Below are 12104 nucleotides of genomic sequence, written 5' to 3'. Positions count from 1 at the left end.
GTCCGCTCGCCGGCAACACGAACCGATGACGTACATCGGCAGTGGGGAGAAGTTCATGCGGCGTGCCACCCGGGTGGCGCTATGGATGGCGGCCACGCTACTCATCACCGGAACTCCGGCCGTGGGCGACTTCGGCGCGCGGGTCGAGCTCGGTGCCGCCGCGGACGCGGCGGACGGGACAGTGGCCTGCATGTACCCCATGACCGGCCGCGGCGCCACCTACGGGCGCGACAGCATTCACGGTATCCAGGTGGCGCTGGAGCGGCTCTCCGAAGAGCCCGATGCGCCACGCCTGCGGGTCATCGTCGAAGATTCCCGCTCCAAGGCCTCCTTCGCGGTACGCATGGCGGAAGACTTCGTCCGGCGCGAAGGTGCGGACATCCTCTGCGGTATCGTCAGCTCCGGGGTCGGCCGCGCCGTGAGCCAGTTCGCCCGTGACAACGAGACCATCCTGGTGGGCACCGACCACGCGTCATCCCGGCTCACGCTGGAAGAGGGTCACCGCCACTACTTCCGCGTCTCCAGTGACACCTGGACCTCCCATGCCGCAGGCGCCCGCTACCTCCAGGAGCTGCAGGAACGCACCGACTGGCGCACGCTGGCCTTCCTGGGGCCCGACTACGAGTACGGCCGGGTTGCCTGGCGCGATCTGCGCACGTCCCTGAAGCAGCTCGGGGTGGATTACGAACAGGCCGGTACTTACTGGCCACGGCTCTACGAACCCGACTATTCCCTGTACATCCAGGCCCTGCTGGAATCGCCACCGGACATCCTGGTTACCGGGCTGTGGGGCGGTGACTTCAACGCCTTTGTTCAGCAGGCCCGCACAACGCGCCTGTTCGAGACCATGACGGTGGCTAACTTCGACGCCGGCGGCAACTACGACACCCTGGTGTCATTCGGGGCGTCGGCACCCCAGGGCCTGATCCTGTCGGCACGGCACCACGTCAACTGGCCGGACACCGAGCGTAACCGACGCTTCGTACAGGCCTTCCACGACAAGGCCGGCACCTACCCGAGCTATGCCGCCGTGGGGGCGTACACGGGCATCATCGCCATTGCCCGCGCCACCGAGCGCACCGGCGCCATCGGCGACACCGAGGCCATGATCAATGCGCTGCGCGGCCTGGAACTGCCGCTGCCCACGGACCCGCCGGGACACACGTCCTATATCGATCCCGAGACGCACCAGATCGTTCAGGCCCAGGCCATCGGCTCACCGCGGGAGGACCACGCGTTCCCTCCCGCCCGGATCCTGCTGGGCGACTGGCGTGTGTACGACGCCGAATCCCTGAAACCGTCTGCCGCCGTCCTGGAACGGCGACGCGGCCCCGCCGCCGACGCGTCATTCTGACCGCCGGCGGTTTTCCGATACTCCAATAACAGATCCACTGGAGGAGACCATGACCAATAAGAGCCATCGAACCCCCTGGAGCCGCCGGCTCGCCACCGCAGGCAGCGCCCTGGCGCTGGCCACCGCCGGAACACTGGGCGTCACCACCACCGCCAGCGCCGATGAGACCTTCCGCGTCGGCATCGTCACCTTCCTCTCCGGTGCCGCTTCCGGTCCCTTCGGGGTTCCCGCCGCCAACGCCGCCGAAGTCATCGTTGATGGCATCAACGCCGGTGAACTACCCGCCCCCTACGACAGCGTTGGCCTCAACGGGGTGCAGATCGAGACCATCGTCATCGACGAGGAAGGCGGCGCATCACGGCAAGTGGAGGAATACCGTAACCTGGTGGAGCGGCGGAACGTGGACGCCGTGATCGGCTACATCTCCAGCGGTGACTGCCTGGCCATCGGCCCAGTGGCCGAAGAACTGCAGATGCTCACCATCGCCTTCGACTGCGGCACCCCTCGCCTGTTCGACGAAGTGGAGAATCCCCAGTACCTCTTCCGCACCGGCCTCGACGCCGTGGCCGACAACGTCGGCGCGGTGCGCTACCTGCTGGACACGCAACCGGACGTCCGGCGGATCGCGGGACTGCAGCAGAACTATGCCTGGGGCCATGACTCCTGGCGTGACTTTACGGCTGCCCTCGGCACGCTGATGCCGGATGCGGAGATCGTCAGCAGCCAGATGCCACAGATCTTCCAGGGCAACTACGGCTCTGAGATCTCCTCGCTGCAGACCAGCCGCCCGGATATCGTTCACTCCAGCGCCTGGGGCGGCGACATGGAGGCGTTCATGAGCCAGGCAACGGCACGGGGCCTGCTGGACAACGCCACCGCGCTGTTGACCACCGGCGAGTCCGGCGTACACCGCTTCGGCGACCGTGCCCCCAACGGCACCATTGTCGGCGGTCGTGGACCCTTCGGCGAGTTTGCCCCGGACAACGAGCTCAATGACTGGTTCACGGAGCGCTACGTCGATGCCCACGGCACGCAGCCCAGCTACCCCTCCCACAAGATGGCGCAGGCCATCCTGGGTCTGAAGTACGCCGTGGACAACGCTGGCGCCGACGAAGGCACGAAGCCGTCCACGGAGGCCATCGCCGAGGCTCTGCGTGGCGCCGAGTTCCCGTCGGTCAGCGGCACGGTGTACATGGACCGCGCCGGCGGCCACCAGGCGGTGCAGCCGATGCTCTACGGCGAGTACCACTTCGACGGCGAAACCCCGCGGCTGGAGAACGTGCGTGCCTACAGCGCCGAGTGCGTGACCGCCCCTGAGGGCGAAGACCCCATCGCGTGGATCGAGGCCGGCTTCCCCGGCGTTGACTGCGACTGACGCCAACAGTGGGCCGGCGGCGCAGGTCGCCGGCCCCGTTATCGTTCAAGGGCACTTCCTATGCTGACCTTCTGGGCCATTCTCATCGACGGCTTCATCTACGCGTCGTGGCTGTTCCTCGTCGCCGCAGGACTGACCGTCATCTACGGTGTCATGCGCATTCTCAACCTCGCTCACGGCAGTTTCTACGCCGTGGGCGCCTACGCAGCGGCTTCCGCCCTCGCCTGGTACTACGGCGGCGGCAACGACGCACTCTGGATCGGCTTCACACTGCTGGCCGGCTGCGCGCTGATCATGGGGGCACTGCTCGGTCTGGCCGTCGAGCGCGGGATCCTGCACCTGATGTACGGGCGCAACGAGATCCTGATGCTGATCGTGACCTTTGCGCTGCTGCTGATCCTGGATGACGCCATGAAGCTCATCTGGGGCACCGACCCCTATCTCGCCTATCAACCCTACGCGGCGCTGGGGCGCATCAACATGGACGGCCTGACCATCGCCCACTATGACCTCATGCTCATGGGCGTCGCCGTGGCGGTTGGGGCGGCGTTGTGGTTCTGGCTGGAGCGCACGCGCATGGGCAAGATCCTGCGCTCCATCATTCACGACCGCGAAATCGCGGCTGCCATGGGCGTCAACGTCAAGCTCATGTTCACCGTGACGTTCGTAATCGGTGCCGCCCTCGGCGCCGGCGCCGGCGGGCTGACGGCGCCGACCATCTCGGTGACGCCCGGTCTGGGGGTCGAGGTGATCGTGGTGGCCTTCGCGGTGGTGGTCTCGGGCGGACTGGGCAGCATTCTGGGCGCCGCCATCGGCGCCATCGCCGTGGGCCTGGCCCGTGCCGCCGCGGTGCACACAATGCCCGAACTCGAGCTTTTCGTGATCTACGCGGTCATGGCCACGGTACTGATCTTCCGTCCGTACGGCCTGTTCGGCCAGCCCGCAGCGAGGACGATCTGATGCGTTTGGACAAATCCGAAATCCTGCTTGTCATCGCGGGGATCCTGGTCGCCCTGTCCGGGTTTCTGCTGCCGAACTGGATCATTTCCATTTCCAGTTCCGCTCTGGCCACCGCCCTGGTCGTACTCGGGCTGGTGACGCTGATCCGTGCCGGCCTGGTCTCCTTCGGCCAGGGCCTTTTCTTCGGCATCGGTGGCTATGCCGTGGGCATGGGTGGACGCTTTCTCGGTATCACGGACGTGGTGGCGCTGATCGCCATGGGTCTGGTGGTGGCGGTGGCCTTGGCCATGATCCTGGGAATCCTGCTGTCCCGCTACCGGGAGATCTTCTTCGCCATGCTGACGCTGGCGTTCTCCATGATCCTCTACGGCATCCTGGTACGCAGCATGGAACTGGGGAGCACGGACGGTTTCACCATCGGCGCCTGGCACATCCTGGGTTGGGTGCCACCGGCGGGATCACGCCGCCTGACCATCTTCATCCTGACAGTGGCCATCTGCACGGTGGCCGCCGTACTCATGCACCGCTACTTCCGCTCCGGCATCGGCCTCGCCTGTGAAGCTATCCGTGAGAACGAGGTGCGGGTGGAGTACATGGGCATCTCCCGGCGACAGATCCTGTATATCAACTACGTCATCGCCGCCGCCCTGGGCGCCCTGGGTGGGGCCCTGTACTCCCTGAGCAGCGGTCACGTGGACCCGCACATGACCTACTGGACCACGTCCGGGGAGTTCGTATTCATTGCGCTACTCGCCGGCACCGGCCACGTCGCCGCGCCGTTCATCGCCGCACTGGTGTTCGCCTTTGTGCGCACCTATGCCGTGGAACTGGTGCCCCACGCCTGGCAGATGGGGCTGGGCATTACCCTGCTGCTCATCATCCTGTTCCTGCCGGGTGGCATCTGGAGCCTGTTCACCCGATTCCGGAGGGCGTCGTCATGAGCGAACCCGTCTTGACTACACGCAATCTGTCGCGGCGCTTCGGCGCCGTCACCGCCGCCGACGACATCAACGTCACCGTCTCCGCCGGCGAGATCGTGGGGGTGATCGGGGCCAACGGCGCCGGCAAGACCACGTTCATCAACATGGTCACCGGCTACCTGCCACCCAGCGACGGGGAGATCGAGTTTCTGGGCGAACCCCTCGGTGGCGATGGCCCCCGGAAACTCATGCGCAGGGGGCTGAGCCGGTCGTTTCAGGTGCCGCAACTGTTCTCCGAACTCACGGTGCTGGACAACGTCGTGATGACCATCGCGGCGGCTGAAAACCGGTTCCTGAACCCCATGCGGCCGGTGTACGACCACCGGCGGGTGGAGCGGGCGGACGCGATGCTACGGCAAATGGACGTCGCCGAGTACCGGGACGAACTGGTCACCGCCATGCCCCAGGGCGAACGCAAGCTGCTGGACATCGGCATGGCACTGCTGGCCAATCCACGCATGGTCCTCCTGGACGAGCCCACCAGCGGCGTGAGCATCGAGGAGAAGTACAAGGTCATGGACACGGTGATGAACGTGGTGCGCGAGCACCGGCTGACCGTGCTGTTCGTCGAGCATGACATGGAGGTGATCCGGCGCTATGTCACGCGATTGTTGGCATTCGCTGCCGGGCGTGTCATCGCGGATGGACCGGCGGACGACGTGCTGGCCGACGACATGGTCCAGGAACTGATCACCGGCAAGGCGCGCACTGCCCCGGCGGAGGAGGCCTGACATGGGTTTGCAGATCGAACGACTGGACGTCGCCATCGAAGGCATCGACATTCTCCGCAAGGTAAGCCTGAGCGTGCCGGAGAACACCATGGCCGGTCTGATCGGTGCCAACGGCGCCGGCAAGACCACGCTGATCCGGGCGGTAATGGGGCTGCTGCCGGCGCGTGCCGGTCGCATCACGTTCGCCGGGGAGAACCTGCCGGACAAGGGAGCGCACGAGCGTGCACGCCTGCAGATCAGCTACATGCCGGAGGACCGGCGCCTGATCCCCGACCTCACGGTCACCGAAAACATGCTCCTGCCCGCCTGGGCCGTCGGGCTCCAGGACGCTCAACAGCGCCTGGACTGGATCTACTCCCTGATGCCGGAGATTGCCGACTTCGGCAAACGCAAGGCCCTGCAGCTCTCCGGTGGCCAGCAGAAGCTGGTCGCGCTGGGGCGCGCGCTCATGCCGGGTCGGCGTCTGATTCTCCTGGACGAGCCCTTCGAGGGGGTCGCACCGGTTCTTGCACGACGCCTGTCCTCCGTGCTCGACGACCTGCGCAACGAGGGTCTGACCATTCTTCTGGCAGAATCGGACGACACCCACTCGGCGGACCTGGTCAGCCAGCATTACCGCATCGAACGTGGGACCATCGTCGAGGACGCGGCTACGACGCCGGCGTAAGCCGGCGCACCCAGCACAACAGGAGGAGAGACATGAAGACGCGCGCTGCCGTACTCAATGAGATCGGGGTCGCCGGCCCTTATGCCCGTAGTCAGCCGCTTCGGATCGAGGAGCTGGAACTGGACGCACCACAGGAGGGTGAGGTCCTGGTGGAGATCAAGGCGGCGGGGCTGTGCCACTCGGACCTGTCGGTCATCGACGGCAACCGCCCGCGGCCCGTGCCCATGGCCCTGGGCCACGAGGCCGCCGGCGTGGTCAAGGAGCTGGGACCAGGCGTGCGGGATCTTGAGGTCGGCGATCACGTGGTCACGGTGTTCGTGCCCAGCTGTGGCCACTGCGCGCCCTGTGCCGAGGGCCGCCCGGCGTTGTGCGAACCCGGTGCCAAGGCCAATAACGAGGGCACCATGATCAGTGGCGGTCGCCGGCTCAGCCGCGCGGACGGCACGCCGGTGAACCATCACCTGGGCGTTTCCGGTTTCGCTGACAGGGCCGTTGTGTCCCGCAATTCAGTGGTGCGGGTGGATCCGGAGCTGCCGTTTGCCCACGCGGCGCTATTCGGCTGCGCGGTGTTGACCGGCGTGGGCGCGGCCGTCAATTCCGCCGGCATTCGCCCCGGCCAGAGCGTCGCCGTGATCGGCCTTGGCGGCGTGGGCCTGAACAGCGTGCTGGGCGCATTGGTTGCGGGCGCCGGCTCGGTGATCGCCGTCGACATCGACGCCGGCAAGCTTGATCTGGCCAGGCGGCTGGGCGCCGCGCATACCATCAACAGCAGCGAGGACGGCGCCGCGGACAGACTGCGCGAGCTCACCAACGGTGGCGTGGACTGCGCCATCGAGATGGCAGGGTCGGAGAAGGCACTGGAGTTCGCCTACCGCGGTACCCGCCGTGGCGGTACCACTGTCACCGGCGGTCTGGCCCACCCGGAGAAACATGTCTCCATCCAGCAGGTGAGCCTGGTCGCCGAGGAGCGCACCCTGCGCGGCAGCTACGTCGGCAGCTGCGTGCCGATCCGCGATGTGGCCCGCTACGTCACCCTCTTCCGGCAGAACCGGCTGCCGGTGGACCAGCTCCTCAGCGGTACGCTGAAGCTGGACGAGATCAACACCGGTTTCGATCGACTCGCCAGCGGCGAGGCGGTCAGGCAGGTCATCGTATTCGACTGACCTGAACAACACCCTGGAGGAGAGACAATGTCCGCACAACACAAGAATCGGACTCTGCTTGTCAGCGGGCTGGCCACGGCAATGGCCGTGACCAGTCTGACGGGGGGCGCCGCGGTTGCCCACGAGCCGCCGGAGTCCAGTGTCATGGAGCGGCTGCAGGAGAATCAGCCGAACAACTGGGGCAAATGGGGAGACGATGACCACGTCGGTGCACTGAACTACTTGAGCGACGACGAGGTGCTCCGCGGTGCGCAGGCCATCCGCAGCGGCAAGACATTCACACTGCAGATCCCCATGACCCATGGCGACGGTCCAGTCTTCCCCGGCCGCGTGGCAACCCAGCACTTCATGACCCAGGACGAGAGCGTCTACTGGGCGGACAAGGCGGAGGCCCTGGCCGGCGGGGTCAAGTACTCCGACGACGTGGCGTTCATGTACCTGCAGGGGACCACCCACGTGGATGCCCTCTCCCACGCCTGGTACGGCGACGAGGTCTACGGCGGCGAATCGGCAAAGAGCACCGTCCACGGCCATGCCCACGGGGACGTCTCGGCCATCGGTGAGCGCGGCATCGTCGGTCGCGGCGTGCTCCTGGATGTCGGGCGCCACATGGGCGGTGACAACGGTCGGCTGGCACCGAACACCTGCATCCATGTTGACGATCTGCAGGCGACCGCCGACGCCCAGGGCGTCGAAGTGGAGTCGCGGGACATCCTGGTGATCCGCACCGGTTCCATCCCCCGGTTCTTCGAGGAGGAACCCGACGCTGAATGGGACGCCATGACCGAACCCGGCCTGTGCTACAGCCACGAGCTACTCGCCTGGATCGACGAGCTGGAGATCCCCGCCATTGCCGCCGACAACCTGGCCATCGAACGGGTGGTCCAGGAGATCGAAGGCGAGACGGTGATCATTCCGCTGCACGGCGCGCTGATGCGGGACATGGGCGTGGTGCTGGCGGAGATCCTGGCACTGGAAGAGCTGGCCGCCGACAGCGCCGAGGACGGGCAGTACGACTTCCTGTTCTCTGCTGCACCGCTGAAGATGGTGGGCGGCACCGGCTCACCGGTAAACCCCGTCGCCATCAAGTAGGCCCCCCGGGGCGCCGCACGGCGGCGCCCCGCTGTTCACTTCGGCGAACCGAGAAACCTCTCCAGCGCCGCCAGGGTCCCGTCCGGGGCCTCCTCCACGACGAAATGACCGCAGGGCAAGGCGTGACCAGTGACATCCCTCGCCCGCCGCCGCCACACCCCCGGGACGTCGTACATCTGCCCGACGACGCCTTCGCTCCCCCACAGTGCCAGCAGGGGGCATTCCACGCGGCGTTCCTCATCCGCCCGATCGTGGGCGAGATCGATGGTGGCTGCCGCCCGGTAGTCCTCACAGGTGGCGTGGATGGTGGCCGGATCACGGAAACAGCGCAGGTATTCCTGCACCGCCTCCTCGTTGAAGGCATCCGGCACCCGGCTCCAGCGGTGCAGCTTGTCACGCAGGTAGAACTCCGGGTCCAGGCCGATCATGTGCTCCGGCAGGCCGTGGGACTGGATCAGGAAGAACCAGTGGTAGTACGCGGTGGCCAGGTGCTGATCGGCACTCTCGAAGACGTCGCGGGTGGGCACGATATCCAGGACCGCCAGCCGTTCAACGGCATCGGGGTGATCCAGCGCCATCCGATGAGCGACACGGGCGCCGCGGTCGTGGCCGACCACCTGGAAATGCCGGAAGCCCAGAACCTCCATCACCGCCACCTGGTCCGCGGCCATCACGCGCTTCGAGTACGGGGCATGGTCTTCGTCGCTGGGCGGCTTGCCGCTGTCGCCGTACCCGCGCAGATCGGGGCAAACCACGGTGAACCGCTCAGCCAGCCGTGACGCCACGGGCTGCCACATGGCATGAGTCTGCGGGTATCCGTGCAGCAGGAGCAACGGCGGCCCGCTCCCTCCCCGGCGCAGGAAGATCTCCGTGTCGTTGACCCGCAAACGCCGGCTTTCGAATTCCCGAAACAGCATGATCACCCCCGTGACGCCGAGGATGCCAGCCTACCGCAGTTGCCGCCGCAGTGCCTGAAACACGGAGCGCAGCCCTTCCTCCAGCACCGGGTGGTAGAACGGGAGCCGCAGCGCCTCGTTGACGGTCACACCCTGCTGGATCAACCAGGCAAGTTCGTGACCCAGGTGCTCCGCCTCGGGCGCCACGAACTCGGCACCCAGCAACCGCCCGCCGGCGTCGGCATCCACGTGCAACACGCCATCGGGCCGATTCATCAGTACCGCCCGCCCTTGCCCGGAGAGCTGGAAGGAGGCGGACACCGCGTCCGGCGGCAATTCGCTCACTGGTGTTCCCACGCGCGCAACGCCGGGGTCAGTGAAGACGATGGCAAGCGGCGTACGCCGCTCCAGGTCGCCGGCAGCCTGCAACGCATGACGCGCAGCGATGACACCCTCGTCCGCCGCTTCATGCATCAACGGGCGCAGACCGTGGACGTCACCGGCAAAGTACACCGGGGTATCGGCTACCTGCAGGGTTTCCGGGTCCACTGCGGGGAGTCCGTCCTGCTCCACCGACACGCCCAGGGCCTCCAGACCCAGCCCTTCTACATTGGGTCGACGCCCCACGGCGGCAAGCACCTGGTCTACCACCATGGCCTTGTCCTGCCAGCGCACACAGACACCATCATCGACGGATTCCAGTTCCACCGTCGCATTGGTGTGGATGGCCATGCGCGAATCCAGGACGCCTCGCAGGGCACGGTTGCTATCCTCGCGCTGCAACCCGGCAAGGCGATCCCCGTGACCAAAGGCATGTACATCCATGCCGAGCATACCCAGCGCCTGGCCGAGTTCCAGGCCAATGGGTCCCAGCCCGATCACCGCCATGCGAGACGACAGAGACGTCTGCTCGAACAGCGTATCCGACGTCAGCACACGATCCGCCACCGCGTCCCATGCCGACGGAATCACCGGGCGGGTACCGGTGGCAACAATGGTGCGCCGGGCATGAATGCGCTCACCGTTAACCTCCAGGGTGCCGGCGTCCAGAAACCGGGGCTGGCCGGCAATGTAGCGATCACCGAGTTTCTCGGTACTTCGCGCCGGCACGCTGGCGAATCGATCCCGAAGCTCACGCACATGCGCCAGCACCGCGGGCACATCCACCTCCGGGGGCTCACCGACCAGGTGCCCGCGTGCCGCCGCGTCCCGCGCAGCCGAGACATCCCGCGCAGCATGCAACAGGGCCTTGGAGGGCATGCAGCCCACCCTGGCGCAGGTTGTGCCCAGGGGGCCGGGGTCGATCATGACCGTATTCCCCGTATGGCGCCCCGCTTCCTTGAGGGCACTGAGCCCTGCGGTTCCGGCACCGATGATGGCGAGATCGACATGACGCGTCATCGTTCGTGTCTCCTTTGCAACGGCTTCAAGCGTGAAGGGTACCGCGGTACATGGCACGCAGCGTCATCCCACTAATGCCGATGAGGAGTACGGTCACCGCACCGGTGAGCGCCACTAGCAACGCCTCCCCACCCACAGTCGTCGCTTCGGTGTAGCGGAACACTGCAACGGTGAAGGCCGCCGAGGGGAAGGTGTACGCCCACCAGGACGGAAAGAACGGCAGACGAGCGAAAGCCGGCACCTGCGCTAAGACCAGCAACGCGGTGATCACCGCCATGTAGAAGAGCAGAGTTCCACCAATACCCGCTTCCCCGGTCATGGCAAGCCACGCCAAGAACGCCACACTGGGTGGCGCCACCAGGACTGCAAGCGTTGGCCGCATGGGCGGCTCAAGGGCCGGGCCAGTGATCAGGCGATGGAACACCATCACCCCCAGCACCACCCAGAAGAGCATGCCGGTGGCAAAGAAGAACCAGGCAAGCTGGAGGTAGCCCGCGGGTGCCGCCGCCAGCGGCACTAGCACATTGCCCACCGCCGGAATGAACCAGGCCGGGTTGATTGCGGCCACCGGCTGCTCGCCCCCAAGCCAGCGGGTAACAATGCCCACGGTGAGGGCGAGATGAAGCACGGCACCACTGCCCCACAGCCACAGACTGGCTGCGGGCAGGACCTGCTGGGCCTGAATACCGAGCAGCAGGAGCGAGATGGAAATCGCAGGCAGAAAATTGATCCGGACGGGATGGCGAATTTCTTCCAGTACGGCGCCGGGCGCGTTCACCGCCTTGCAGACATAACCAGCCAGGAGCAGTACGAAGACCAGCGCTGAAAGAATCCCGATCAACGATGACACCGGGACGGTGAGCGCCCAGTGCGACTCTGCCGCGTGCCAGACAAGACCAAGACCGCTGAGGCCCATGACTGCGGCAAACAGCGGCAGCGGGAGATTGGAACAGGGTGATCTGCCCTCGGTCATTACCGCCTCATCATGCATTCATGCGCAAAAAAGCCGGGCCAGAAGGCCCGGCCAAACCGCCACGCGAGAACTCAGTTGTTGAACAGTTTGCTGTCGGGCCGGGCCATGGTCTGGGCAATGGCGTCGGGGCGGGCCACGGTAATGCCCTCGCGGAGGTCATCCTCGGTCTCCGCCCGGTTCGGCAGGAAGATGGCGCACACCTGGACCTCGACGCCAGCCTCCATCAGGCCGCCCAGCATCTGGCGCGGCGAGGCGTCCGCCGGCTGCACCACCTCGGATCCCATATCGGACTCCTGCAGGGCGAGTTCCGCCGCCTCGTCACAGAGCAGGACCTGCGCGCTGCCGCCCTCTCGCAGGTAATGCGTGGTGAGGATCATGGCCATGGCCTGCGTCTCGTTGGAGCCGGAGGTCACAATGGACACCAGGTGATCCGGTTCCTCTGCATGGGCCGCTTGCCCCAGGACCAGTCCGGTCAGAAGTATGAGTACTACCGTCAGTCGTTTCGTCATCAC

General features: G+C 66.2%; 12 protein-coding genes. 8 read left to right on the top strand and 4 right to left on the bottom strand.

Annotated features, from left to right (window positions below):
* Positions 1-55 precede the first annotated feature (55 nt).
* The 8 genes from KU884_RS07570 to KU884_RS07535 are packed head-to-tail and all read left to right on the top strand — an operon-like array spanning position 56 to position 8322.
* Positions 56-1354: an ABC transporter substrate-binding protein gene (locus tag KU884_RS07570; protein WP_217351443.1), complete on the top strand. Its 1299-nt coding sequence runs from the start codon at positions 56-58 to the stop codon at positions 1352-1354.
* A gap of 49 nt (positions 1355-1403) precedes the next feature.
* On the top strand, positions 1404-2729 hold the full coding sequence (locus tag KU884_RS07565; RefSeq protein ID WP_167782082.1) for an ABC transporter substrate-binding protein: 1326 nt from the start codon (positions 1404-1406) through the stop codon (positions 2727-2729).
* A 60-nt stretch (positions 2730-2789) separates the two neighbouring features.
* Positions 2790-3689, top strand: a complete 900-nt coding sequence (locus KU884_RS07560; protein WP_167782081.1) for a branched-chain amino acid ABC transporter permease — start codon at positions 2790-2792, stop codon at positions 3687-3689.
* Positions 3689-4630, top strand: a complete 942-nt coding sequence (locus tag KU884_RS07555) for a branched-chain amino acid ABC transporter permease (RefSeq protein ID WP_167782080.1) — start codon at positions 3689-3691, stop codon at positions 4628-4630. The genes KU884_RS07560 and KU884_RS07555 overlap by 1 nt, the downstream gene beginning before the upstream one ends.
* On the top strand, positions 4627-5400 hold the full coding sequence (locus tag KU884_RS07550; RefSeq protein ID WP_167782079.1) for an ABC transporter ATP-binding protein: 774 nt from the start codon (positions 4627-4629) through the stop codon (positions 5398-5400). Before KU884_RS07555 ends, KU884_RS07550 begins: the two co-directional genes overlap by 4 nt.
* A 1-nt stretch (position 5401) precedes the next feature.
* Positions 5402-6067 (top strand): ABC transporter ATP-binding protein, encoded by a 666-nt coding sequence (locus KU884_RS07545; protein WP_167782078.1) that lies wholly within the window; start codon positions 5402-5404, stop codon positions 6065-6067.
* 32 nt (positions 6068-6099) lie between these two features.
* Positions 6100-7230, top strand: a complete 1131-nt coding sequence (locus KU884_RS07540) for a zinc-dependent alcohol dehydrogenase family protein (protein WP_167782077.1) — start codon at positions 6100-6102, stop codon at positions 7228-7230.
* 27 nt (positions 7231-7257) lie between these two features.
* Positions 7258-8322, top strand: a complete 1065-nt coding sequence (locus KU884_RS07535) for a cyclase family protein (protein WP_217351442.1) — start codon at positions 7258-7260, stop codon at positions 8320-8322.
* 35 nt (positions 8323-8357) lie between these two features.
* Here the strand turns inward: KU884_RS07535 and KU884_RS07530 are convergent, their stop codons facing one another.
* From KU884_RS07530 to KU884_RS07515, 4 genes are all read right to left on the bottom strand, one after another.
* A complete protein-coding gene (locus KU884_RS07530; RefSeq protein ID WP_167782076.1) occupies positions 8358-9239 on the bottom strand; it encodes an alpha/beta fold hydrolase in 882 nt (293 codons plus the stop codon).
* Positions 9240-9269: 30 nt separating this feature from the next.
* Entirely contained in the window at positions 9270-10619 is a 1350-nt protein-coding gene (locus KU884_RS07525; RefSeq protein WP_167782075.1) for a dihydrolipoyl dehydrogenase, read from the bottom strand.
* Positions 10620-10644: 25 nt separating this feature from the next.
* Positions 10645-11592: an SLAC1 anion channel family protein gene (locus tag KU884_RS07520; protein ID WP_167782074.1), complete on the bottom strand. Its 948-nt coding sequence runs from the start codon at positions 11590-11592 to the stop codon at positions 10645-10647.
* Positions 11593-11663: 71 nt separating this feature from the next.
* Positions 11664-12101 (bottom strand): hypothetical protein, encoded by a 438-nt coding sequence (locus tag KU884_RS07515; protein WP_167782073.1) that lies wholly within the window; start codon positions 12099-12101, stop codon positions 11664-11666.
* Positions 12102-12104 lie beyond the last annotated feature (3 nt).

The sequence above is a fragment of the Aquisalimonas sp. 2447 genome, from assembly GCF_012044895.1.
Classification (GTDB): Bacteria; Pseudomonadota; Gammaproteobacteria; order Nitrococcales; family Aquisalimonadaceae; genus Aquisalimonas.
Note: the sequence above shows the minus strand (reverse complement) of the source record. Positions and strands in the feature narration are given on the sequence as shown.

Excerpts from the sequence above, each read along its gene's own strand:
- KU884_RS07570 (WP_217351443.1), top strand. The coding sequence starts at position 56 with ATGCGGCGTGCCACCCGGGTGGCGCTATGGATGGCGGCCACGCTACTC.
- KU884_RS07565 (WP_167782082.1), top strand. The coding sequence starts at position 1,404 with ATGACCAATAAGAGCCATCGAACCCCCTGGAGCCGCCGGCTCGCCACC.
- KU884_RS07560 (WP_167782081.1), top strand. The coding sequence starts at position 2,790 with ATGCTGACCTTCTGGGCCATTCTCATCGACGGCTTCATCTACGCGTCG.
- KU884_RS07555 (WP_167782080.1), top strand. The coding sequence starts at position 3,689 with ATGCGTTTGGACAAATCCGAAATCCTGCTTGTCATCGCGGGGATCCTG.
- KU884_RS07550 (WP_167782079.1), top strand. The coding sequence starts at position 4,627 with ATGAGCGAACCCGTCTTGACTACACGCAATCTGTCGCGGCGCTTCGGC.
- KU884_RS07545 (WP_167782078.1), top strand. The coding sequence starts at position 5,402 with ATGGGTTTGCAGATCGAACGACTGGACGTCGCCATCGAAGGCATCGAC.
- KU884_RS07540 (WP_167782077.1), top strand. The coding sequence starts at position 6,100 with ATGAAGACGCGCGCTGCCGTACTCAATGAGATCGGGGTCGCCGGCCCT.
- KU884_RS07535 (WP_217351442.1), top strand. The coding sequence starts at position 7,258 with ATGTCCGCACAACACAAGAATCGGACTCTGCTTGTCAGCGGGCTGGCC.
- KU884_RS07530 (WP_167782076.1), bottom strand. The coding sequence starts at position 9,239 with ATGCTGTTTCGGGAATTCGAAAGCCGGCGTTTGCGGGTCAACGACACG.
- KU884_RS07525 (WP_167782075.1), bottom strand. The coding sequence starts at position 10,619 with ATGACGCGTCATGTCGATCTCGCCATCATCGGTGCCGGAACCGCAGGG.
- KU884_RS07520 (WP_167782074.1), bottom strand. The coding sequence starts at position 11,592 with ATGACCGAGGGCAGATCACCCTGTTCCAATCTCCCGCTGCCGCTGTTT.
- KU884_RS07515 (WP_167782073.1), bottom strand. The coding sequence starts at position 12,101 with ATGACGAAACGACTGACGGTAGTACTCATACTTCTGACCGGACTGGTC.